19 protein-coding genes are annotated in these 22,687 nt (G+C 67.2%); 12 read left to right on the plus strand and 7 right to left on the minus strand.

Translation table 11 applies throughout. The features are described from left to right. The 3 genes from E3O42_RS13740 to E3O42_RS13750 form a co-directional block, all read right to left on the minus strand. The coding region (locus E3O42_RS13740) for a biotin/lipoyl-containing protein (protein ID WP_338144954.1) at positions 1–447 on the minus strand (447 nt) is incomplete at its 3' end. Between the two features lie 67 nt (positions 448–514). After that, positions 515–1,888: a dihydrolipoyl dehydrogenase gene (lpdA, locus tag E3O42_RS13745; protein ID WP_134454485.1), complete on the minus strand. Its 1,374-nt coding sequence runs from the start codon at positions 1,886–1,888 to the stop codon at positions 515–517. 107 nt (positions 1,889–1,995) lie between these two features. Next, complete coding sequence (locus E3O42_RS13750; RefSeq protein ID WP_134454486.1) at positions 1,996–3,483, minus strand: leucyl aminopeptidase; 1,488 nt, start codon at positions 3,481–3,483, stop codon at positions 1,996–1,998. A gap of 95 nt (positions 3,484–3,578) precedes the next feature. On the opposite strand from E3O42_RS13750, the gene E3O42_RS13755 reads away from it, so the two are divergent. The 5 genes from E3O42_RS13755 (at position 3,579) to E3O42_RS13775 (ending at position 9,497) form a co-directional block, all read left to right on the plus strand. Further along, complete coding sequence (locus E3O42_RS13755; protein ID WP_134454487.1) at positions 3,579–4,502, plus strand: proteasome assembly chaperone family protein; 924 nt, start codon at positions 3,579–3,581, stop codon at positions 4,500–4,502. Positions 4,503–4,568: 66 nt separating this feature from the next. Further along, a complete protein-coding gene (locus tag E3O42_RS13760; RefSeq protein ID WP_134454488.1) occupies positions 4,569–5,903 on the plus strand; it encodes an MFS transporter in 1,335 nt (444 codons plus the stop codon). Between the two features lie 253 nt (positions 5,904–6,156). Then, positions 6,157–7,488: an RNA polymerase sigma factor gene (locus tag E3O42_RS13765; RefSeq protein ID WP_134454489.1), complete on the plus strand. Its 1,332-nt coding sequence runs from the start codon at positions 6,157–6,159 to the stop codon at positions 7,486–7,488. A 9-nt stretch (positions 7,489–7,497) separates the two neighbouring features. After that, positions 7,498–8,766, plus strand: coding sequence for a MurT ligase domain-containing protein (locus tag E3O42_RS13770; RefSeq protein ID WP_134454490.1), 1,269 nt, complete (start codon positions 7,498–7,500; stop codon positions 8,764–8,766). Then, positions 8,763–9,497 carry a type 1 glutamine amidotransferase gene (locus E3O42_RS13775; RefSeq protein WP_134454491.1) on the plus strand — a complete coding sequence of 245 codons (735 nt, stop codon included), beginning with the start codon at positions 8,763–8,765 and terminating at the stop codon, positions 9,495–9,497. Before E3O42_RS13770 ends, E3O42_RS13775 begins: the two co-directional genes overlap by 4 nt. A gap of 77 nt (positions 9,498–9,574) precedes the next feature. Here the strand turns inward: E3O42_RS13775 and E3O42_RS13780 are convergent, their stop codons facing one another. Beyond that, positions 9,575–9,811: a DUF7455 domain-containing protein gene (locus E3O42_RS13780; RefSeq protein WP_134454492.1), complete on the minus strand. Its 237-nt coding sequence runs from the start codon at positions 9,809–9,811 to the stop codon at positions 9,575–9,577. Between the two features lie 198 nt (positions 9,812–10,009). Between E3O42_RS13780 and E3O42_RS13785 the strand changes: the two genes are divergently transcribed. Beyond that, positions 10,010–12,091, plus strand: coding sequence for a DNA gyrase/topoisomerase IV subunit B (locus E3O42_RS13785; RefSeq protein ID WP_134454493.1), 2,082 nt, complete (start codon positions 10,010–10,012; stop codon positions 12,089–12,091). A gap of 89 nt (positions 12,092–12,180) precedes the next feature. Here the strand turns inward: E3O42_RS13785 and E3O42_RS13790 are convergent, their stop codons facing one another. Both E3O42_RS13790 and E3O42_RS13795 read right to left on the minus strand, forming a co-directional pair. Then, positions 12,181–12,909 carry an SDR family NAD(P)-dependent oxidoreductase gene (locus E3O42_RS13790; protein WP_134454494.1) on the minus strand — a complete coding sequence of 243 codons (729 nt, stop codon included), beginning with the start codon at positions 12,907–12,909 and terminating at the stop codon, positions 12,181–12,183. 55 nt (positions 12,910–12,964) lie between these two features. Beyond that, positions 12,965–15,451, minus strand: coding sequence for a DNA gyrase/topoisomerase IV subunit A (locus E3O42_RS13795; protein WP_134454495.1), 2,487 nt, complete (start codon positions 15,449–15,451; stop codon positions 12,965–12,967). Positions 15,452–15,661: 210 nt separating this feature from the next. On the opposite strand from E3O42_RS13795, the gene E3O42_RS13800 reads away from it, so the two are divergent. Continuing rightward, complete coding sequence (locus E3O42_RS13800) at positions 15,662–16,699, plus strand: alkaline phosphatase family protein (RefSeq protein ID WP_241984837.1); 1,038 nt, start codon at positions 15,662–15,664, stop codon at positions 16,697–16,699. A gap of 60 nt (positions 16,700–16,759) precedes the next feature. On the opposite strand, the gene E3O42_RS13805 is transcribed toward E3O42_RS13800, so the two are convergent. After that, the gene (locus E3O42_RS13805) at positions 16,760–17,356 is read right to left on the minus strand and encodes a DUF3043 domain-containing protein (protein ID WP_134454497.1); all 597 of its coding nucleotides are present in this window, start codon (positions 17,354–17,356) and stop codon (positions 16,760–16,762) included. A gap of 39 nt (positions 17,357–17,395) precedes the next feature. On the opposite strand from E3O42_RS13805, the gene E3O42_RS13810 reads away from it, so the two are divergent. The 5 genes from E3O42_RS13810 (at position 17,396) to ctaF (ending at position 22,630) form a co-directional block, all read left to right on the plus strand. Next, positions 17,396–18,832, plus strand: coding sequence for a dipeptidase (locus tag E3O42_RS13810; RefSeq protein ID WP_134454498.1), 1,437 nt, complete (start codon positions 17,396–17,398; stop codon positions 18,830–18,832). Positions 18,833–18,962: 130 nt separating this feature from the next. Beyond that, complete coding sequence (gene erpA / locus E3O42_RS13815; RefSeq protein WP_134454499.1) at positions 18,963–19,319, plus strand: iron-sulfur cluster insertion protein ErpA; 357 nt, start codon at positions 18,963–18,965, stop codon at positions 19,317–19,319. 260 nt (positions 19,320–19,579) lie between these two features. Next, positions 19,580–20,467, plus strand: a complete 888-nt coding sequence (gene ctaC, locus E3O42_RS13820) for an aa3-type cytochrome oxidase subunit II (RefSeq protein WP_134454500.1) — start codon at positions 19,580–19,582, stop codon at positions 20,465–20,467. 3 nt (positions 20,468–20,470) lie between these two features. Continuing rightward, positions 20,471–22,207: an aa3-type cytochrome oxidase subunit I gene (gene ctaD / locus E3O42_RS13825; RefSeq protein WP_134454501.1), complete on the plus strand. Its 1,737-nt coding sequence runs from the start codon at positions 20,471–20,473 to the stop codon at positions 22,205–22,207. Further along, positions 22,208–22,630: an aa3-type cytochrome oxidase subunit IV gene (gene ctaF, locus E3O42_RS13830; RefSeq protein ID WP_134454502.1), complete on the plus strand. Its 423-nt coding sequence runs from the start codon at positions 22,208–22,210 to the stop codon at positions 22,628–22,630. Positions 22,631–22,687 lie beyond the last annotated feature (57 nt).

Below are 22,687 nucleotides of genomic sequence, written 5' to 3' on the forward strand. Positions count from 1 at the left end.
AGCGACGGGCGCAGCAGCGACGGGTGCCGATGCGGCGGGCGGCGATGCGGCGGGCGGCGGCTCCACGGCGGCCGGGGCCGGCGGTGCGACGGCGGCAGGAGCTTCGGCGGGTGCCGGCGCTTCGGTCGAGGGGACCTCGGCGACGGGTGCTTCGGCGGCGGGTACCTCAGCGGCGGGCACCTCGGCGACCGGAGCTTCGGCCGCAGCCGAGCCGTCTCCGATGGTCACCAGCGGGGTGCCGACCTCGACGGTCTCGTCCTCCTGGACGAGGATGGCTTCGATGATGCCGGCAACGGGGGATGGGATCTCCGTGTCGACCTTGTCGGTCGATACTTCGAGCAGCGGTTCGTCGACTTCGACGCGGTCTCCCACGTTCTTGAGCCAGCGGGTAACCGTACCCTCTGTGACACTCTCACCGAGTGCCGGGAGGTTGACGGATTCGCTCATGCGTTTGTCTCCTTTGAAACCATTAATGTCTGACCAATGTTAGTGAGAATCTGTGTGCCGAAACGGACTACATCGCGTGCAAAGGCTTGCCGGCCAGGGCCAGGAAAGCTTCGCCGAGTGCTTCGTTCTGGGTGGGGTGCGCGTGCAGCAGCGGAGCGAGGTCCTCAGGGTAGGCCTCCCAGTTCACGATGAGCTGGCCTTCACCGATCAGCTCGCCCACGCGGGCGCCGATCATGTGGATGCCGATGATGGGGCCGTCGGCCTCGCGGACGACCTTGATCGACCCGGTGGTGCCCAGGATCGAGCTCTTGCCGTTGCCGCCGAGGCTGTACTCGTAGCTGGTGACCTTGTCGGCGCCGAACTTGGCGACGGCCTTGGCCTCGGTGTAGCCGACCGATGCGATCTCGGGGTCGCAGTAGGTGACCTTGGGGATGTTCAGGTCGTCGACGACGATCGGGGCCAGGCCCGCGATCTCCTCGGCGACGAAGATGCCCTGCTGGAAACCGCGGTGCGCGAGCTGCAGGCCGGGGACGATGTCGCCGACGGCGTACACGCCGGGGATGTTGGTGGCGAGGCGTTCGTCGGTGATGACGAAGCCGCGGTCCATGGTGATGCCGGCCTCTTCGAAGCCGAGTCCCGCGGTGGACGGGCCGCGACCGACGGCGACGAGCAGCAGCTCGGCCTCGATCGTGGTGCCGTTCTCGAGGGTGACGACGACGCCGGAGTCATCCTGCGTGACCGACTGGAACCGAACGCCGAGGGAGAAATCGATGCCGCGCTTGCGGAACGCCCGCTCGAGCTGCTTGGACACAGACTCCTCTTCGTTGGGAGCGAGGTGAGGGAGGGCCTCGATGATGGTGACGTCGGCGCCGAAGGACTTCCAGACGCTGGCGAACTCGACGCCGATCACGCCGCCGCCGAGCACGGCGACCTTCTTGGGCACGTAGTTGAGCTCGAGGGCTTGTTCGCTGGTGATGACGCGACCTTCGATGGCCAGGCCGGGCAGCGACCGGGAGTACGAACCCGTGGCCAGCACGACGTTCTTGCCGACGATGGTGTCCTCGCCGACCTGAACGGTCGTGGGGGAGATGAGCTTGCCCTCTCCCGCGATGACGGTGATGCCGCGGGCCTTGATCAGGCCCTGGAGGCCACGGAATTTGCTCGCGACGATGCCCTCCCGGAACTTGGTGACCGCGTCGATGTCGATGCCTTCGAAGGAGGTGTTCACACCGTACTTGGCCGACTCGCGGCTCACGTCGGCAACCTCGGCCGAGTGCAGCAGTGCCTTCGTCGGGATACAACCGACGTGCAGGCAGGTGCCACCGAGCTTGTCCTTCTCGATCAGGCCGACGGTCAGGCCCAGCTGAACGGCACGCAAAGCGGCTGCGTAACCGCCGCTGCCGCCACCGAGAACTACAAGGTCAAAATTCTGTTCAGACACCCAGATACTCCCTCGTGCATCACATACACTTTCACGGCCCGTCCGACGCACCTGTTGTGCGCGGTCAGGCGTTGAACGGCAAGGATTTTCCTGCCTATAAGACCTTACTACTTGCGCGAAAAGTCCTCGGCCAGTCGCAACAGGGTCCGGACCGTCACTCCGGTCGGGCCGGGGGCGGTGAAGCCGAGGCCGCCGCCGACTAGCTGCGCGCTGCCGGCGATGTCCAGGTGCGCCCAGGGGATGGGGGTGGCTTCGGCGCCCTCGCCGGTCTTGGGGATGAACTCATTCAGGAAGACCGCGGCCAGGAGCATCCCACCGCCGGTGTTGCCGATCTTGGCATTGGCAATGTCCGCGACGTCGGAGTTGAGCAGGGCGCGCAGCTCCTCGGGCATCGGCATCGGCCAGGCCAGTTCGCCCTCGGCCTTGCTCGCGGCCAGAACCTGGCCGACGAGGTCGTCGTCGCCCAGCACCGCGGAGTATCGGGTGCCGAGGGCCACGATCGCGGCGCCGGTCAGCGTCGCGACGTCGATGATCGCGTCGGGCTTCTCCTCGCCCGCGGCGACGAGACCGTCCGCGAGGACCAGCCGGCCTTCCGCGTCGGTGTTGAGCACTTCGACGGTGCGCCCGCCGCGCATGGTCAGCACGTCGTTGGGGCGGATGGCGGATCCGGACGGCATGTTCTCGGCGATGCACAGCCACGCCGTGAGCCGGACGGGCAGGCGCAGGCGTGCCGCGGCCAGGGTGACGGCCAGCACGGTGGCGGCGCCGGTCATGTCGTACTTCATGCCCACCATCGACGCCGGCGGCTTCAGCGACAATCCGCCGGTGTCGAAGGTGATCCCCTTGCCCACCAGGGCGAGGTGCGTGGTCGCCTGGATCGGGTCGTAGCTGACCTTGACCAGCCGCGGAGGCCGGGTCGAACCCTGGCCGACACCGGCGATGCCGCCGAAGCCGTCGGCGACGAGCTGCTCTTCGTCCCACACGGTCAGCGTCACCGGGAGGCCCTCGGCGGCTGCCGCTGCGAGGTCGGCCAGGGACTCCGGATACAGGTCGAGCGGCGGCATGTTGACGAGGTCTTTCACCAGGCTCACAGCCTCGGCCACGATCCCGGCACGCTCGGATGCGTCCTCATCGGCCTGATCCGTGTGCACAGTGATGTCGGCGGCCGGAAGCTTGGTCGCGGCCAGGGACGCCTTGCGGTACGTCGTGAAGGAGTACCCGCCCAGCGCAGCGCCCTCGAGCACCGCGGCGGCCTGGTCCGCGTCGGCCAAGGGCAGGGCGAACGCCACCGTGGCGGAGCCGGTGAGCTGGCGCACCGCAGAGCCGGCCGCGTAGCGCAGCGACTCCGGCGAGACCACAGGGCCGAGCCCGACAACGGCGATGCTGCGCGCGGCACCGACGACGGCCGCGAGACGAACCACCTGATCTTTCATCCCCGTTACGGCTACGGCGGCGAACTGCAAGGCGATCTCCTCGAAGCCGGGGTCGGCGAAGAGGGTCGGCCCGTCCTTTCCCTGCACGGCGCCGACAACGAGCACGTCGGCGGTGGATTCGATCGAGGGCAGTGCGGACACGGTAACGCGGGAAACGGTCATGCCTCGATGGTACGGGGCGCAGTGTTCGCTCTGGGCATCACGGCGTGAGGAGCGATTCTCCGACACCGGGCGAAACCTCCGCCTAAAGTTAATGGATGCGCGATCCCGATGAAATCTATACGCTCACTGCGGACGCCGCAGGCGTTCCTGAAGGACTGCATCTCGTCGCGGGCCTGACCGGGTTCGCGGACGCCGGCGGCGCGGTCTCCCAATTCACGGAATACCTGCTCGCGACCCTCGAGCATGAGGTCATCGCCGAGTTCGACGCGGATCTGCTGCTCGACTACCGGGCGCGGCGACCGATCATCTACTTCGATCAGGACCATCTGACCGACTACCAACCGCCGCGGCTTCGCCTGTACCTGGCTCGCGACGAGATCGGCCAGCCGTTCCTGCTCCTGGCCGGCTTCGAACCGGACTTCAGGTGGGAGCAGTTCACGGCCGCGGTGCTCGAGCTCGTGGGCCGGTTCACGGTGTCGTCCACGACGTGGGTGCACGCCATCCCGATGCCGGTCCCGCACACCCGACCCATCGGTGTGACGGTCAGCGGAAACCGCACCGACCTCATTGAGAGCATGTCGGTGTGGCGGCCGCACACCCAGGTGGCCGCCAACGCCCTGCATCTCGTGGAATTCAGGCTGCAGGAGATCGGCGCCTGGACCATCGGCTACGTCCTGCTGATCCCGCACTACCTTGCTGACACCGAATATCCGTCCGCCGCGTTGTCGGCCCTGGAAAGCACGAGCGCATCCACCGGGCTGATTTTCCCCACCGATCGGCTGCGGGAGAAGAACCGCGAGTTCATCGGCCGGATCGACGAGCAGGTGGGCGAGAACCCCGAACTCGCCAAGCTCGTCGGCACCCTTGAAGAGCGATACGACGCTTATATGGAGGGCAACACCCTGCGGTCGCCGTTGACCGACGAGGACGGCGAACTGCCGTCGGCAGACGAGATCGCGGCGGAGCTCGAGAAGTTCCTCGCGACCAGACGTGGTCGGGACGACGGTCAGCAGCCCTAGCCCGATGCCCCACCCGGCGCCCGGCAATGGTCGGGGACACCGGCCCGCCCGGCTAGATTGAGACAAGTGAACTCTCGTCGATCCTGGTTGATTTTTTCGTTCGGGTCGTTCGTCTACCTGTCCGCCGTCATGCAGCGCACCTCGCTCGGCATCGCGGGAGTGTCGGCAACCGAGCGATTCGGCGGCTCTGCCGCCGTCCTGTCCAGCCTGGCGGTGGTGCAGCTGATCGTCTACGCGGCCGCCCAGATTCCGGTCGGCGTGCTGATCGACAGGTTCGGTCCCCGCGTGCTCATGCTCGCCGGCACCGCCCTGATGGTGGCGGGGCAGCTGACCCTCGCATTCGCACCGTCCATTACCCTCGCGGTGGTGGGGCGGATGCTGGTGGGCGCGGGCGACGCCGCGATCTTCATCTCGGTGATCAGGCTGATCACCTCCTGGTTCTCCGGGCGCATCGTGCCCCAGCTGTCGCAGTGGTTCGGCAACATCGGCCAGCTGGGCCAGGTGCTCTCCGCCGTGCCGCTGGCCTGGATCCTGCACGACTTCGGCTGGACGCCGGCGTTCCTGGGCGCCACCCTGGTGGCGTTCGTGGCCTTCGTGGTGGTTGTCGTAGGCATCCGCGACCGGCCGGCCGGGGCGCCGGACCAGCCGCGGCCGAAAAGTTGGGGGAGCGCCCTGACCCAGCTGCGGCACAGCTTCAGCCGGCCCGGGACCCAGCTGGGCTTCTGGTCCCACTTCGTCACCCAGTCCTCCGGGACGGTCTTCACCCTCCTGTGGGGTTTCCCGTTCATGGTCTACGGTCTCGGGTACGAGTCGAGCTTGGCCGCGGCGATGCTCACGATTCCGGTCGCGGCCGCGATCATCTGCGGACCGATCCTGGGCGTTCTGACGGCACGGCATCCGCTGCGCCGCAGCAATATCGTGCTGGGTATCGTGACGGTCATGGCCGCGGCGTGGGCGCTGGTGCTCCTGTGGCCTGTGGGCCCGCCGTTCTGGCTGATCGTCGTCCTGCTGATCGTGCTGGGCGGCGGCGGCCCCGGGTCGCTGATCGGCTTCGACTTCGCGCGCACTTTCAACCCGCAGCGCAGCCTCGGCTCAGCCAACGGGGTCGTCAACGTCGGCGGTTTCCTGGCCAGTTTTGTGATGATGTTCCTGATCGGAGTGCTCCTGGACGTGCAGGACAGCTGGCGTCAGGCCCACACCGGCGTCAGCGATCTGTATGCGCTTGACTCCTTCCGTCTCGCGTTCACGGTGCAGTTCCTGATCGTCGGCATCGGCGTGGTCATGCTCGTGAGCACCCGCAAACGCACCCGTCGGATGCTGTCCCGCGATGAGGGAATAGAAGTGGCGCCGCTCTGGGTTGAACTTTCCAGGAGACTGCGGCAACACAAGCGCGTGGAGTAGGCCGGCGTGGCTCGGTTTATACACAATCCGTGCAATAATTGTCAATAGGACCCGTTCTGGTTCCTGGGCGCACCGATCGTTTGTCGGCGGCAATCCCGGGGACTTGACATGGGTCCTAGTACTGCCCAAAAACGTACGGCCCAAAAACGTACCGCCCATAACCCCCGCTCTCAGATGGACCCGGCCCGCGCCGAGTGCCCGACGAGCGAGGCCGCGCCGCACGCGCACGAACCACGGCATGAGAGGTGTTCGAATGGCAACCCCGACGAAGACAGAGCCCGAATTGAAGACCACCGAGACCCAGCCGGCCGACGACGCTTCGACCGCCCCTCCGGCCAAGACGCCCGCGCAGAAGGCCGCGGCAACGCGTGCCGCCAAGGCCGCGGCCGCCGCCGCGAGCGGCGACGCCCCCGTGAAGGCCGCGCCGCGCAAGCGAGCCGCCAGCACGAAGGCCAAGGCGCCCGCGACCAAGAAGAAGGCCGGCGATGCCGAAGCCGGCGACGACGAGGCCGCGGCTCCCGGTGAAGACCACGACACCGATGACGACGACACCACGGATGGCTCCGCCAAGCGCGTCGCCCCTGCCGAGCCGCTGCCCAGCGGTGCGCTCGTACTGTCCCTCGTCGACGACGAGGACGAGGTTCCGGTCTACTCGAGCGCCATCACCGGCGCGACGGCGGACCCGGTCAAGGACTACCTGAAGCAGATCGGCAAGGTCGCGCTGCTCAACGCCGCCGAAGAAGTCGAACTGGCCATGCGCATCGAGGCCGGCCTGTTCGCCGAGGACAAGCTCTCGCAAATGACCGATGCTGAGAAGAAGAGTGCGCTCGGACGCGAATTGCAGTGGGTCGCCAAGGACGGCGCCCGCGCGAAGAGCCACCTGCTCGGCGCCAACCTGCGTCTGGTCGTCTCCCTGGCCAAGCGGTACACCGGTCGTGGAATGCAGTTCCTGGACCTGATCCAGGAAGGCAACCTGGGCCTCATCCGTGCGGTCGAGAAGTTCGACTACACCAAGGGCTTCAAGTTCTCCACCTATGCGACCTGGTGGATCCGCCAGGCCATCACACGCGCCATGGCCGACCAGGCCCGCACCATCCGCATCCCGGTGCACATGGTCGAGGTCATCAACAAGCTCGCACGCGTGCAGCGCCAGATGCTGCAGGACCTCGGCCGCGAACCCACGCCGGAGGAACTGAGCCGCGAGCTCGACATGACCCCGGAAAAGGTCGTCGAGGTACAGAAGTACGGCCGCGAGCCGATCTCCCTGCACACCCCCCTCGGCGAGGACGGCGACAGCGAGTTCGGCGACCTGATCGAGGACACCGAAGCTGTGGTTCCCGCCGATGCTGTGGGCTTCACCATGCTGCAGAAGCAGCTGGAAAGCCTGCTCGACTCGCTCTCCGAGCGCGAAGCCGGCGTGATCCGGATGCGTTTCGGCCTGGGTGACGGCATGCCCAAGACCCTCGACCAGATCGGCGACACCTTCGGGGTCACGCGCGAGCGGATCCGTCAGATCGAGTCCAAGACCATGGCCAAGCTGCGCCACCCGTCCCGGTCGCAGTCGCTGCGCGACTACCTCGAGTAAGAGTTGCCTGTGCGGTATGCGCCGGCGATCCTGCTCGGCAGGGTCGCGCGCACCCTTGCGCGCTGGCGCAAGCCCGGTGGCGGGTCTGCCGTCCCGGGCCTGGTGGTCAACACCATCGCGCCCGGATTCCTGCCCCGCACCCTGAACGGGTTTCCCGGCGGACTCGTCATCGTCACGGGTTCGGCGGGCAAGTCCACGACCACCAAGATGCTCGTTGCCGCTCTGCGCGCCCACGGCCTGTCGGTGTTCACCAACCAGTCGACGGCGAACATCAGCCAGGGGCTCACCTCGGCGCTGCTGGAGCGGGTCAGCCTGACCGGCCGCATCGAGGGCGACATCGCGGTGCTGGAAATGGATGAGGGCCATGGCGCCCTGATCTCCGCCTCCCTCGACCCGCGGGTTGTCGTGCTGACCAATGTGATGGTCGACCAGATCGACCGCTTCCACGACTCCGACATGGTCGCCGCGATGCTGGCCAAGATCGCCCAACGCGCCACCGGTTCGGTGGTCCTGAACGCAGACGACCTCTACCTGGCCAGGCTGGGCGATGGCATCGCCCCCGGCGTCAGCGTGGCGCGCTACGGAGTCGCCGACGAGGTACTTGCCGCGAACCCGCGGGGACTGGGCTATACGCTCACGTCGCCGACCCGGCTCGACGCCGCCGATGGCATGGTCCTGACCGGCGTCAGCGGGCTCGACGCGACGGTCCTGGTCGACGGTCGTGTGCACGAGCTGCGGTTGCCGGCCAGAGGCACCCACTACGCGGTGGATGCGCTCACCGCACTCGCCGCCGCGCGGGCGGCCCTGCTCGACAGGTTCGACGCCGACGTCGCTGTCGCCGCGATTTCGACCATCCCCCCGGTCTTCGGCCGCGGCGAGGTCGTGTCGGTGCGCGGGACCACCGTGGAGTTCGTGCTGGTGCAGAACCCGGCCAGCCTGCAGCTCAATGTGGACAGCCTGGACCCTGACACCGAACAGATCCTCGTCGCCGTCGGCTCCGATGTGCGCGACCCGTCCTATCTCTGGCCGGCCGACACGTCCGGCCTCGGCCACGTGCTGATCGCCTCCGGGTCGAAGTCCTACGACATCGGCCTGCAGCTGGCGTACGACGGTGTGCTCGTCGACCGCATCGAACCCGACCTCGGCCGGGCCCTCGACGACTTCCTGGCGCTGCCGGAACCCGCCAGGGGTGTCAAGACGATCATCTTCTCGGCCGACTCGATGCGGCGCACCCGGGCGCACCTGGGCCTGGAAACCAACGAAGCGGACCCGTCATGACTGTTGACCACCAGGCTGGCCTGACCATCGTGACCCTGTTCCCGCGGTTGCTGGACACCAACGGTGACGCTGCGAACGCCCGGGTTCTTGCGCAGCGCGCCCGCTGGGCCGGACTACCGGCCCGGATCGTGCTCGTGCACACCATCGCCGACCTTCCCGATGCCGTCGATCTGGTCGTCATCGGCTCGGGAACCGACACCGACCTCGCCGCCGCGCGCGACGCCCTCGGCACCCTGGCCGAGCCGCTGCGTGCCTGGCTGGCCGGGGGAGTGCCCGTGCTGGCCGTCGGCACCGGTTGGGAGCTGCTCAGCGCCGGGCTCGGCCTGGCCGACGGTTCGTCGGTCGATGGTCTCGGCCTCGTTCCGGGGCGTGCGAGCGTCCTGCCCGCCCGCGTCGCTGACGACCTCGTCGTCGACGCCGACGGGTTGCGCCTGCTCGGCTTCGAGAACCATCTGCGCGGGTACTCCGGCGCCACGGCCACGCTCGGCGCGGTCGCCTACGGCACCGGCAACGGCGACGGCACCGAGGGTGCCGTCGATGGCAGCTTCATCGGCACCCACCTGCACGGACCGGTTCTCGCCCGCAATCCGCAGCTCGCCGATCGGATGCTCGGGCTGGCCTCGGCCGCCAGGGGACTGACCCTGGCCCCGTCCGCTCAGACCGAGTCGGTCGACGGCATGGCAAAAGCCGCACGCAACCAGGTTGCAGTGCGGCTCAGCCTCACCTCGTAGGAGGACTCACCCGGCCTGGGGCCGGGTCCGCCCTGGGGGACCGCACCCCGCGCGAGCGGGGTGCGGTGCCAGACGGGTTAGGACTTCTGGTCCTCGAAGAGTCGGCTCGACTCGTCGTGCCAGCTTTCGGCAATAGCGGCGAGCTTCTCCTGGTGCTTGCGTCCGTGGTGGGCGCAGAAGAGCAACTCGCTGTTGCTCACGACTACACGAATGTAGGCCTGAGCGCCACAAGCGTCGCAGCGGTCGGCCGCGGTGAGCTGGTGGGGGGCGCCCTGTTGGTCGACGGCACCATTTTCGGTGGCGATCTGGGACATATTCTCCTCCTCCAGACTGATACCAGGTGATACCAATTGAATCCTTACTCACCATGTAAACACGGGCGGGCGCGGATTGGGCCACAGTTCGGTGACATTTCGCTCACCGCGTAGCATTCTTCAACGTGACCCCGGCGCAGGGGAGCCCTGCGCGAGTGTCGATCGGGGCGGGACGCATCCGGTTCGCTATTCTTAACCATCGTGAGTTCTGACTATTCCGCCCGCCACCTCTCGGTCCTCGAAGGCCTGGACGCGGTGCGCAAACGCCCCGGCATGTACATCGGATCGACCGACTCTCGCGGGCTCATGCACTGCCTCTGGGAGATCATCGACAACTCTGTCGACGAGGCGCTCAGCGGACACGGGTCGTCGATCGGCATCGTGCTGCATCCCGACGAAAGCGTCGAGGTCAGCGACACCGCGCGCGGAATCCCGGTGGACATCGAACCGAAGACCGGGCTGAGCGGTGTGGAGGTCGTGTTCACCAAGCTGCACGCCGGCGGCAAGTTCGGCAGCGGCTCCTATGCGGCGTCCGGCGGACTGCACGGCGTCGGCGCATCGGTCGTGAACGCCCTGTCGGAACGCCTCGATGTCGAGGTCGACCGGGATGGCAAGACCTGGGCGATGTCTTTCCACCGCGGCGAACCGGGTGTCTTCGCCGACTCCGGTGAGAAGAGCCCGGATGCGCCGTTCACGCCGTTCGAGAAGAGGAGCGAGCTGCGCGTGGTCGGCAAGGTGCGCAAGGGCGTCACCGGCACCCGCATCCGCTACTGGGCCGACCGCCAGATCTTCACCAAGGGCGCCACCTTCCAGACCGAGGACCTGATGGGGCGGGCCCGCCAGACGGCATTCCTGATTCCGGGCCTGACCATCAACATCGATGACAGGCGGAGCGCCGTGCCCGTCGCGGAGTCGTTCACCTTCGCCGGCGGCATCTCCGAGTTCGTGGACCACCTGGCCGTCGACACGCCGATCACCGACACCTGGCGGCTGACCGGCGCCGGCAGCTTCACCGAAACGGTGCCGGTGCTCACCGACACCGGCGCGATGATCCCCACCGAGCTGGTCAGGGAGTGCCAGGTCGACATCGCCCTGCGCTGGGGAACCGGCTACGACACCGTGATCAAGAGTTTCGTCAACATCATCGCCACGCCCAAGGGCGGCACCCACCAGGCGGGGTTCGACGCGGGCATGCTCAAGTTCCTGCGGGCGCAGGTCGAGCAGAACGCCCGGCGGCTCAAGGTCGGCTCCGACAAGCTCGAGAAGGACGACATCCTCGCCGGGCTCACGGCTGTGCTCACCGTCCGGTTGCCCGAACCGCAATTCGAGGGCCAGACCAAGGAGGTGCTTGGCACCCCCGCGGTGCGCGCCATCGTGGCCGCGGTGATCAACAAGACCATGACCGAGCGTTTCACCTCGACCAAGCGTGACGACAAGACCCAGTCGGCGGTGGTGCTCGACAAGATCGTGGCCGAGATGAAGTCCCGAATCTCAGCCCGCGCCCACAAGGAGACGCAGCGGCGCAAGAACGCCCTGGAGAGCTCGTCGTTGCCGGCGAAGCTGGTCGACTGCCGCAGCAATGACGTGGCGCTGAGCGAGCTTTTCATCGTCGAGGGCGACTCGGCGCTGGGCACCGCGAAGCTGGCCAGGGACAGCGAGCACCAGGCGCTGCTGCCGATTCGGGGCAAGATCCTCAACGTGCAGAAGGCCTCGGTTTCCGACATGCTCTCCAACCTGGAGTGCGCGTCGATCATCCAGGTCATCGGCGCCGGTTCCGGCCGCAGCTTCGACCTGTCCGCCGCCCGTTATGGCAAGGTCATCATCATGAGCGACGCCGACGTCGACGGCGCGCACATCCGCACCCTGCTGCTCACCCTGTTTTTCAGGTACATGCGCCCCATGATCGAGGCCGGCCGGATCTTCGCCGCCGTGCCGCCGTTGCACAGGGTCGTCGTGATGAATCCGGGCAGCAAGCCCAACGAAACCATCTACACCTACTCCGAGGCCGAGCTGCAGGGGGTGCTCGCCGCGCTCAAGAAGAGCGGGAAGCGCTATCAGGACCCGATCCAGCGGTATAAGGGACTGGGCGAGATGGATGCCGACCAGTTGGCCACGACGACCATGGAAAGGGCGCACCGCACCCTGCGCAGGGTCCGTGTCGCCGACGCCGAGATGGCGGGCAAGGTGTTCGAACTCCTGATGGGCAACGACGTCGCCCCGCGCAAGGAATTCATCATCGACAGTTCCGACAAGCTCAGCCGCGAACGCATCGACGTCTGACCGGACCCGACTGTTCCCGGAACGGACTTCTGCGCCCGGCGTGCCGGACGCAGAAGTCCGCAGCGGCAACAGTTGTGGGTGGAACAAAGCTACGCGCGGGCGGCGGGTTGACTCGCCGGGTCGCGCGTGAACGCCGTGCTGGGCAGATCCCGCTCGCCGTCCACGATGCCGCGAACGATTCGGGCGCACACGGCGACGGGGTCAAGGCCAACGGGCAGCGGCGGCGCGCTTCCGCTGATCGGATGCGTGGACAGGGCCGTCTCCGTGTGCCCCGGCCTGGCGTCGATGACCCGGATGCCCACCCGCCGCAGCTCCCGGCCTGCCGCGGTGCCGAACGCAGCCAGTGCGGCCTTCGACGCCGAATAGGCGGCGAGGTTCGCGGTCGGGCTCTCACTGACCAACCCGCTGAGGGTGAGAAAGAACGGCGACCGGCCCGCTGCGGCCGACGCCGAGAGGGAACCGTGGGCGGCCTGGAGAAGCAGCATCGGGGCGGTGGTGTTCACGGCAAACAGTCGGGCGATGATGTCGTCGGTGAGGTCTGACGCGGGGCCGAAAGCGACGACACCCGCGGCAACCACGATCCCGTCCAGGTGGCCGGTCACCGCGACCGCATCGGAGATGAGCCTCCGTACGGCTGCCGGGTCGGTGAGGTCGCAGGCGATGATGGTGCCCGGCAGTCCGAGGGCGGCCAGGGCAGCAGGGTCGCGGGCGCTGAGGACCAGGGTCGCCCCGGCTTCGGACAGCTGGCGGGCGGTCTCCCGGCCCAGCCCGCCCGAGGCACCGACAACGAGGATTGTGAAACCGTGAAGTTCAGGCATGCCACACCTTACTGCGAACGCCCAGCCCCAGGCCTAACGCCCGGGAGAACCAGCGTCAGCCGATTCCCGAACCGATCGAGCCGACGACGGCATCCAGCATGGTCCCAGAGGCGTCGCGTCGTGCGCCGGTGTCGGGGAGCGTGCGGGCAGTGCCCTCGACGCCCAAAGCCCGAGCCGGCGCCGCGCCCACCCAGGCGACGCCGAGAACGTCTTCGCCCTTGAGGAAGCGGTGCGAGCGCACCCCTCCGGTGGCTCGACCCTTGGCGGGGAATTCGGTGAAGGCGGACACCTTGGCGCTGCCGGGGTCCGTTCCGGGCAGGGTCTGGCTTCCCGAGGCGATCGTCGCCACCACGGCATCCTCGGCGGCGTCTGCCGCCAGGCTCGTGAAGAACACCACCCGGGCGTCCTGGCCCAGCTTGATGCCCGCCATCCCGCCGGCCGTACGGCCTTGCGGCCTCACCGTCGATGCCGGGAAGCGCAACAGTTGGGCGTCGGAGGCGACGAAGACGAGCTCGTCGTCCTCGGCGCCCTGGACGGCGCCGACGACCTCGTCCCCGGCCTTGAGCGCGATGATCTCGAAATCGGGCTTGTTCGCCCAGTCGTTCGGGGTGACCCGTTTGACGATGCCCTGCCGGGTGCCGAGCGCGATCGCCCGGTCACTGTCCAGGGCCACGAGAGCACGCACCAGCTCGCCGGTGCTGCCCAGCGAGAGGTAGTCGCGCACGCGCACACCAGCGGCCAGCTGGATCGAGGTGGGTGGCAGCACGGGCAGGTCGACGGGGGAGAAGCGGATGAGCCGGCCACGATTGGTCACGGCGCCGATCTCGGTGCGACTGGACGTGTCCAGCGCGGACAGCACGGCGTCGTGCTTGCTGCGGCGGTGCGCGGGCATGATGCGTTCCGTCTGGTCGTCGCCGGGCTGCGGCAGGTCCACCCTGGCGATGCGGCCCGTGGTACTCAGGTACACGCGGGTGGGGGAGTCGGTCACCTCGAGCACGGCCGTCTTTCGCGCGGATGCGCCGGCGATGCTGGGACGAGCCTCGGTGAGCAGGGTGCGCCGCGGGGTGCCGAACCGGTCGGAGATGGCGGCGAGTTCGTCGGAGACCAGGGTGCGGATGGCCTGCTTGCTGGCGAGCAGGGCCTCCAGTTCCTTGATCTCGGCGAGCAGCTGGTCTCGCTCGGTTTCGAGTTCGATGCGGGAGAATCGGGTGAGCCGGCGCAGCCGCAGCTCGAGGATGTACTCGGCCTGAAGCTGGCTGAGGTCGAACACGTCGATGAGCCGGGTGCGAGCCTGCTCGGTGTCGTCGCTGGCGCGAATCACCTGGATGACCTCGTCGATGTCGAGGATCGCGATGAGCAGCCCGTCGACCAGGTGTAGGCGTTCTAGGCGCCGGGCCAGCCGGTACGCCGTTCGCCTGGTGACGACCTCGACGCGGTGATTGACGTACACCTGCAGCAGTTCGACCAGGCCCAGCGTCTGCGGGCCGCCGTTGACGAGGGCGACGGCGTTGATGTTGAAGGAGTCCTCCAGCGGAGTCACCCTGTACAGCTGCTCGAGCACGGCCTCTGGGCTGAAACCGGTCTTAATCCCGATCACCAGGCGCAGGCCCTTGGTGCGGTCGGTGAGGTCGGTGACGTCGGAGATGCCGCTGAGCTTCTTGGAGTTGACGCCGTCCTTGATCTTCTCGATCACCCGTTCGGGCCCGACCAGGTAGGGGAGCTCGCTGACGACGAGTCCGGCCTTGCGGGCCGTGATGGCCTCGATCGACACCTTGGCCCTGGTCTTGAAGCTGCCTCGCCCGGTCAGGTAGGCATCCTTGATGCCGGCCAGGCCCACGATGGTGCCGCCGGTGGGCAGGTCAGGACCCGGCACGAACTCCATGAGCTCGTCGAGGGTCGCACGCGGGTGGGCGAGCAGGTGCCGGGCGGCGCCGATGACTTCGACGAGGTTGTGCGGAGCCATGTTCGTGGCCATGCCCACCGCGATGCCGCTGGCCCCGTTGACGAGCAGGTTGGGGTACGCCGCCGGCAGCACGTCGGGCTGGGTGAGCTGGTTGTCGTAGTTGGGCACAAAATCGACGACGTCCTCGTCGAGGTGCTCGGTCATCGCCAGGGCCGGTGCCGCCAGGCGCGCCTCGGTGTACCTGGGCGCGGCGGGTCCGTCGTCGAGCGAACCGAAGTTGCCGTGCCCGTCGATGAGCGGCACCCGCAGGGTGAAGGCCTGGGCCATCCGTACCATGGCGTCGTAGATTGCGGTGTCGCCGTGCGGGTGCAGCTTGCCCATCACCTCGCCGACGACCCGCGCCGACTTCACGTGGCCACGGTCCGGCCTGAGGCCCATCTCGCTCATCTGGTACAGGATGCGGCGCTGCACCGGCTTGAGTCCATCCCTGGCGTCGGGGAGGGCGCGCGAGTAGATCACCGAGTACGCGTACTCGAGGAACGACCCCTGCATCTCCGTCGACACATCGACGTCTTCGATGCGTTCGGTGGATGCGGCGGGCCCCGCGTTGGCTGACACTGTGTTGTCTGAGCGGCTCATTCGTAGATTCTGCTGTGTGGTGCATGCCGGCAAACCGGGGAGCACCAGGGCTGATGCGCACGGACCTGCGCTGAGGAAACGTGCGGCCGGGTCTATGTCAGACTGGGCCAGATGCCCCCTATGCTACCGGTCCGGCCCTTCAGCGTCGTTCGCCTTGCCGACGTTTTGACAAGTTCGCTGGCCTCGCTCCGGGCCCAGCCGAACCCGCTCGTGCTTCCACCCGCAGGCAAGGCCCTCGTGGTCCTCGCCGACGGGCTCGGCGTGAGCAACCTGCGCGCGCGCGCCGGGCACGCCAGGTTCCTCACGTCTCATCTGGCCAGGACCGACGTCGTCGACGGGGTCTTCCCCGCCACGACCGCCGCGGGCATCGCCTCCCTGACCACCGGGGTGGCGCCCGGCACCCACGGGCTGGTCGGCTACAAGGTCCTCGACGCGGCCAACGACAGGGTCGTCAACCAGCTCACTGGCTGGGACGAGCGGATGGAGCCGCACAGCTGGCAGAACCAGCCGACGGTCTTCGACACCGCCGCGGAGACCGGGATCCCCAGCTTCGCCGTCGGCCCCAAACGGTTCACGGATTCCGGCTTCAGCCGGGCCGTGCTGCGCGGTGCCGGCTACGTACCGGCCGAGTCCATCGGCGCGCGCTTCGCCGCGTCGCGCGCGATCTTCGACGCCGAGCCCACGGCTCTGATCTACCTGTACGTGCCCGAACTGGACATCAATGCGCACGCCCACGGCTGGGAATCCGCCAAGTGGCTGGCGCAGCTGGAAAGCCTCGATGCCGAAACGGCCCGGTTCGCCGGCACCCTGCGCCAGGACGAGGGCATGATCCTCACGGCAGACCACGGTGTCGTCGATGTTCCCGCTGCCAAGCAGGTGCTCTTCGACACCGTGCCGGCCCTCGTCGCCGGGGTACGCCATATCGGCGGTGACCCGCGCTGCCTGCAGCTCTACACCGAGCCGGGCGTTGACGCCGATGCGCTGGCCGAGGCCTGGCGTGGGGTCGAGGGGGAGCGCGCCTGGATCTTCACCAGGAGCGAGGCGGTGGCCGCGGGACTGTTCGGCGCGGTGCGCGCCGACGCCGTGGCACGCATCGGCGACGTCATCGTGGCCGCCCGCAAGCTGATCGCCTACTACGACTCCCGGGAACCCAACCAGTCCGCGCGCAGCATGGTCGGCCAGCACGGCTCGCTGACCGATGAGGAACTGCGTGTTCCGGTCATCAGGTTGGGCGCCTTCCGGCGTTGACCCGGCGCAGACAAAACCCCTCGGAGCCGGCTCCGAGGGGTTTTGTCTGCGCCGGGTGGATCAGGCCGGGTACTGGCCGCGCTTCACCTGCGGCTTGGGCAGGCGCATGACTCGCAGCTGAAGGGCTCGCATTGCAGCGTACCAGCGCACCTTCTCGGCCCGGTCGGCTCCGAACTTGGCCTCGATCTTCTTGGTCAACCGGAAACCGAGCACGATGCAGTCCCCGATCGCGACCAGGAAGAACGCCCAGAGAGCGAGGATGCCGTAGGTCTGCACGGACGGATCCGGGAAGAAGGTGAGCAGGATGACCAGGAACATCACCGGGATCATGAACTCGCCCACGTTGAAGCGTGCGTCGATGTAGTCACGGGCGAAACGTTTCTGCGGTCCGCGCTCACGCACCGGGAGGTACTTGTCGTCGCCGGCGGCCATGCCGAGCCGGGCCTTCTCGCGGGCCTCGGCCGACTTCGCCCGCGCCTGCTTGGCGGCGAGCTTGCGGTCATCCGGAACCAGCGGCCGTTTGTTCGCGGCCTCCTGGACCCGACGGCTCGGGGTCGGCTGGCCCTTGCGCGCAGACGGACCGGCCAGGCGGGCCTTCGTCTCGTCGGCGGACTCGATCGACGGCTCTGCGCCGGGATTTACAGGTTGCTTAGCCACATCAGTTCCTTGCACTTAGGTTGCCTTAAGATTACTCGCATGACGGATACCGCGGACACAGCAGCAGGAACCACCCAGCAAGACGCACCAAGAACCCTCGAATCGGCGCTGCGGAACGCCGTCGAACGAGAGCTTCCGCGAACCGTCGCCGACCTCTGCGCCCTCGTGCGGATCCCCTCGGTGTCCTGGGCGGCGTTCGACCGCGAGCACGTGCGCGCCAGCGCCGACGCCGTCGCCGAGCTGGTGCGGGGAATCGGCATCTTCGACACCGTCGCGGTCACCCAGGCCGGCATTCCCGGTACCGACGAACTCGGGCAGCCCGCCATCCTCGCCACCCGGGCGGCCAGGAACGGCCGCCCCACCGTTCTCCTCTACGCCCACCATGACGTGCAGCCTCCCGGTCTCGACGACGCGTGGGACTCGCCGCCCTTCGAGCCGACACTGCGCGGGGACCGCCTGTACGGCCGCGGTGCCGCCGACGACAAGGCCGGCGTGATGGCGCACGTCGCCGCGTTGCGGGCGCTGCTCGCGGCAACCGGCGGGGACCTCGACCTCGGCCTGGCCCTCTTCATCGAGGGCGAGGAGGAGTTCGGCAGCCGCTCGTTTGCCACCTTCCTCACCGAGAACCGGGATGCGCTCCGTGCCGACGCGATCGTCGTCGCAGACTCGAACAACTGGGACGTCAACACCCCGGCCATCACCATCGGGCTACGGGGCAACGTCACTTTCCGCCTCACCGTCAGCACTTTGGCGCATGCGTCGCACTCCGGAATGTTCGGCGGCGCCGTGCCGGACGCGATGATGGCGACCGTCAAGCTGTTGGGGACCCTGTACGCCGCAGACGGATCCGTCGCGATCGATGGTCTCACCAGCCACGACGCGCCGACCCCGCCGTACGACGAATCCGCGCTGCGCGAGGAGACCGGCCTGCTTGACGGGGTGGCTCCGATCGGCCACGGACCCATTCTCAGCCGCATCTGGTCCCAGCCCGCGCTGACGGTGACGGGCATCGACGCACCCACCGTCGCCAATGCATCCAACACCCTGACCCCCGCGGTCAGCGTCCAGATCAGCGTGCGCATCGCCCCCGGCCAGTCCGCCAGGGAGGCTGCCACCGCGATCGAGGCGCACCTGCGCAGGAACGCGCCGTTCGGCGCCCACCTCACCATCGACGACCTCGACACCGGCGAACCGTTCCTGGTCGACACCAGCGGGTGGGCCGTGGCCGAAACACGACTGGCCATGACCGCGGGCTGGGGCGTCGAACCCGTCGACATCGGTGTGGGCGGCTCGATCCCGTTCATCGCGGACCTGGTCCGGGAATTCCCGGACGCGCAGATCCTGGTGACCGGGGTGGAGGACCCGGATTCCCGGGCGCACAGCCCTAACGAGTCGCTACACCTGGGTGTCTTCAAGCGGGCAGTGCTCAGCGAGGCGTTCCTCCTGGGCCGCCTGAACGACCGCACCGGCCACTGACACCGGGAAAGCGTCCGCGCGATCCAGCCCGCACACGGGCCTGGCGGTTACACTAGGAGCAGATTCGCCGGCGGACCCCATGCGCGTGGGATGCTCACCGACGCGAAACCGGATAATACCGAGGAGCAGCATGACCGACACGATCGAAACCAGCACCACTGCCCACGGCGTCGGCCTGACCGACGTCGCCGCCGCAAAGGTGCGCAGTCTGCTCACCCAGGAAGGCCGCGAAGACCTGCGGTTGCGCGTCGCCGTGCAGCCCGGCGGCTGCTCCGGCCTGATCTACCAGCTGTACTTCGACGAACGCACCCTCGAGGGTGACGCCGTCATGGACTACGACGGTGTCGAGGTCGTCGTCGACAAAATGAGCGTCCCGTATCTCGAGGGCGCCTCCATCGACTTCGAGGACACCATCCAGAAGCAGGGCTTCACAATCGACAACCCCAACGCCGGCGGCAGCTGCGCCTGTGGAGACTCCTTCAACTAGCGAATCGACCGTGCAGGAAGGAGACCGCCCATCGGGCGGTCTCCTTCCTGCATGTCGGTGTGGAGTCCTGCCGCCGACGCCTCATCCCCGACAAAATCGCCCGGAACGGGCCCTTCGACCCTGTTGTCGTGCCCCCATCGGGGTCGAGAATTGCGACGGGCCCGTCGCTCGTGCACTCGGGCGCGACCGGCGCGGAGTAAGCTAAAGATGATAAATGCACTTCCTGTGTAGTGCCTTCACGTCTTTCCGAAAGGTCACCGGTGCTCAAAAACCGCCGTCTCCGATGGGCCGTCATTCCGGTCGCAGCAACGTTAGCCATAGTCCTCGCCGGATGCACCCAGGCTCAACTCAACGGGTACCTGCCCGGCTTCGAGGAGGGCGAGTCCCCGGTAACCAACAACACCGAGCGGGTGTCCGGTCTGTGGACCACCTCGTGGATCGTGCTGCTGATCGTCGGCCTGATCACCTGGGGCCTCACCATCTGGTCCGTCGTCGTCTACCGTCGACGCAAGGGCCAGACCGGCCTTCCGGTGCAGCTGCGCTACAACATGCCGATCGAGATTTTCTACACGATCGTCCCCCTGATCCTGGTGCTGGGCTTCTTCGCGTTCACCGCGCGGGACCAGAACGCCATCGAGGCACGGTTCGAGGAACCCGACCTGCAGATCGAAGTCATCGGCAAGCAGTGGGCGTGGGACTTCAACTACGTCACCGACGACGTCTTCACCCAGGGCATCCAGGGTCAGCCTGACCTCGACGGCGAGAGGGGCGCGCTGGTCGAGTCCGAGATTCCCACGCTCGTGCTGCCGGTCGGCAAGAAAATCGAGATCGCCCTCGAAGCGCGCGACGTCATCCACTCCTTCTGGGTCATCGACTTCCTGTACAAGAAGGACATGATCCCGGGAAAGACCAACTACATGTCGGTCGTCCCTGAACGCGTCGGCACCTACGCCGGCAAATGCGCCGAACTGTGCGGCGAGTACCACTCGCTGATGCTCTTCAATGTGGAAGTCGTCTCCGAGGCGGACTACGAGGCCTACGTCGACTCACTGCGTGCTGCCGGCAACGACGGCCAGGTCTCCAACGAATACGACCGCAACTCGAACCAACCAGGCACCGACGCCCCGACGGCTGAGGAAGGCAACTAGACCATGAGCACGACAACAGCTCCCGCCGGCGCCCCGGCCGCCCCCTCGGCGGCACGGCCGACCGGTGTTGACCGCAAGGGCAACATCGTCGTTCGGTGGATCACCTCCACCGACCACAAGGTCATCGGCTACATGTACCTGATCACCTCGTTCATCTACTTCTGCCTCGGCGGCGTGATGGCGCTCGTGATGCGCGCCCAGCTCTTCGAACCGGGGCTGCAGATCGTGCAGACCAAGGAGCAGTACAACCAGCTCTTCACGATGCACGGCACCATCATGCTGCTCATGTTCGCCACGCCACTGTTCTTCGGCTTCGCGAACGCCCTGATGCCGCTGCAGATCGGTGCACCCGACGTCGCCTTCCCGCGACTGAACGCGTTCTCCTTCTGGCTGTTCTTCTTCGGCAGCCTGATCGCCGTGGGCGGCTTCCTCACCCCGCAGGGAGCGGCATCGTTCGGTTGGTTCGCCTATCAACCGCTGGCGAGCACCACGTTCTCGCCGGGCATCGGCGGCAATCTCTGGATGGTGGGCCTGGGCCTCTCCGGCTTCGGCACGATCCTCGGTGGCGTGAACTTCATCACCACCATCATCACCATGCGGGCCCCCGGCATGACCATGTTCCGGATGCCGATCTTCACCTGGAACACCCTCGTCACCTCGCTGCTGATCCTGATGGCGTTCCCGGTCCTCGCCGCGGCCATGCTCGCCGCTGCCAGCGACCGGATCTTCCTCTCGCACATTTACGACCCGGCCAACGGTGGCGCCATCCTCTGGCAGCACCTGTTCTGGTTCTTCGGCCACCCCGAGGTGTACATCATCGCCCTGCCGTTCTTCGGCATCGTCTCCGAGGTGTTCCCGGTGTTCAGCCGGAAGCCGATCTTCGGCTACAAGACCCTGATCTACGCGACCATCTCGATCGCGGCGCTGTCCGTGACGGTGTGGGCGCACCACATGTACGTGACCGGTTCGGTCCTGTTGCCGTTCTTCTCGCTGATGACCATGCTCATCGCCGTTCCGACGGGCGTGAAGATCTTCAACTGGATCGGCACCATGTGGCGCGGTTCGCTGACCTTCGAGACGCCCATGCTCTGGGCCATCGGCTTCCTCATCACGTTCACCTTCGGTGGCCTGACCGGGGTCATCCTGGCCTCGCCGCCGCTGGACTTCCACGTGTCAGACACCTACTTCGTGGTCGCCCACTTCCACTACGTGGTGTTCGGCACCGTCGTCTTCGCCATGTTCAGCGGGTTCTACTTCTGGTGGCCCAAGTGGACCGGCAAGATGCTCAACGAACGCCTGGGCAGGTGGCACTTCTGGCTGCTGTTCATCGGCTTCCACACGACCTTCCTCGTGCAGCACTGGCTCGGTGTGGTGGGCATGCCGCGCCGCTACGCGTCCTACCTGCCCGATGACGGATTCACCTGGATGAACCAGCTGTCCACCGTCGGATCGATGATCCTCGCCGTCTCGATGATCCCGTTCTTCCTGAACGTGTACATCACGGCCCGCACGGCTCCCAGGGTCACGGTCAACGACCCGTGGGGCTACGGCGCCTCCCTGGAGTGGGCGACGTCCTGCCCGCCGCCGCGGCACAACTTCACGTCGATCCCGCGCATCCGCTCCGAACGTCCCGCGTTCGACCTGAACCACCCGGAGGTCGGCATGCCCGTCGGCATCGGTCCCGCCAAGGACGCCCCGGATGCCCCCACCTATGACGCAGGATCGGAAACGGTTAAGTAGATGAAAGCCAATGTCAACCTCTACTGGATCCTGACGGGATTCCTCGCGCTGGTAGCAGTCGCGTACGTCGTGTGGGGCCTCGTCGACCCGAACCAAGGCCGCATCGAGTGGGTCGGAGCGTTCGCGATCTCCCTCTGCGCCCTGCTCGTGGCGTTCATCGCCTTTTATCTGTCCCGTGTCTACAAGGCGCAGGGCGGCGAGCTGCCCGAAGACCTGCTCGACGCGAACATCGACGACGGCGACCCCGAGCTCGGCTTCTTCAGCCCGTGGAGCTGGTGGCCGATCATGCTCGCGGCCAGCGCGGCACTGTTATTCCTGGGACTGGCCGTTGGCTTCTGGATCTCGTTCATCGCCGTCGGCATCGGCGTGATCAGCCTCGTCGGCTGGGTCTACGAGTACTACCGCGGTCTCTTCGCCCGCTAAGCCCACCCTGTACGAACAAGCGCCAGTGACCTTCGGGTCACTGGCGCTTTGTCGTAT

This window comes from Cryobacterium adonitolivorans (genome assembly GCF_004402695.1).
In the GTDB taxonomy this organism is placed as follows: domain Bacteria; phylum Actinomycetota; class Actinomycetes; order Actinomycetales; family Microbacteriaceae; genus Cryobacterium; species Cryobacterium adonitolivorans.

Excerpts from the sequence above, each read along its gene's own strand:
- E3O42_RS13750 (WP_134454486.1), bottom strand. The coding sequence starts at position 3,483 with ATGACCGTTTCCCGCGTTACCGTGTCCGCACTGCCCTCGATCGAATCC.
- E3O42_RS13755 (WP_134454487.1), top strand. The coding sequence starts at position 3,579 with ATGCGCGATCCCGATGAAATCTATACGCTCACTGCGGACGCCGCAGGC.
- E3O42_RS13765 (WP_134454489.1), top strand. The coding sequence starts at position 6,157 with ATGGCAACCCCGACGAAGACAGAGCCCGAATTGAAGACCACCGAGACC.
- E3O42_RS13775 (WP_134454491.1), top strand. The coding sequence starts at position 8,763 with ATGACTGTTGACCACCAGGCTGGCCTGACCATCGTGACCCTGTTCCCG.
- E3O42_RS13780 (WP_134454492.1), bottom strand. The coding sequence starts at position 9,811 with ATGTCCCAGATCGCCACCGAAAATGGTGCCGTCGACCAACAGGGCGCC.
- E3O42_RS13790 (WP_134454494.1), bottom strand. The coding sequence starts at position 12,909 with ATGCCTGAACTTCACGGTTTCACAATCCTCGTTGTCGGTGCCTCGGGC.
- E3O42_RS13795 (WP_134454495.1), bottom strand. The coding sequence starts at position 15,451 with ATGAGCCGCTCAGACAACACAGTGTCAGCCAACGCGGGGCCCGCCGCA.
- E3O42_RS13810 (WP_134454498.1), top strand. The coding sequence starts at position 17,396 with ATGACGGATACCGCGGACACAGCAGCAGGAACCACCCAGCAAGACGCA.
- erpA (WP_134454499.1), top strand. The coding sequence starts at position 18,963 with ATGACCGACACGATCGAAACCAGCACCACTGCCCACGGCGTCGGCCTG.
- ctaD (WP_134454501.1), top strand. The coding sequence starts at position 20,471 with ATGAGCACGACAACAGCTCCCGCCGGCGCCCCGGCCGCCCCCTCGGCG.
- ctaF (WP_134454502.1), top strand. The coding sequence starts at position 22,208 with ATGAAAGCCAATGTCAACCTCTACTGGATCCTGACGGGATTCCTCGCG.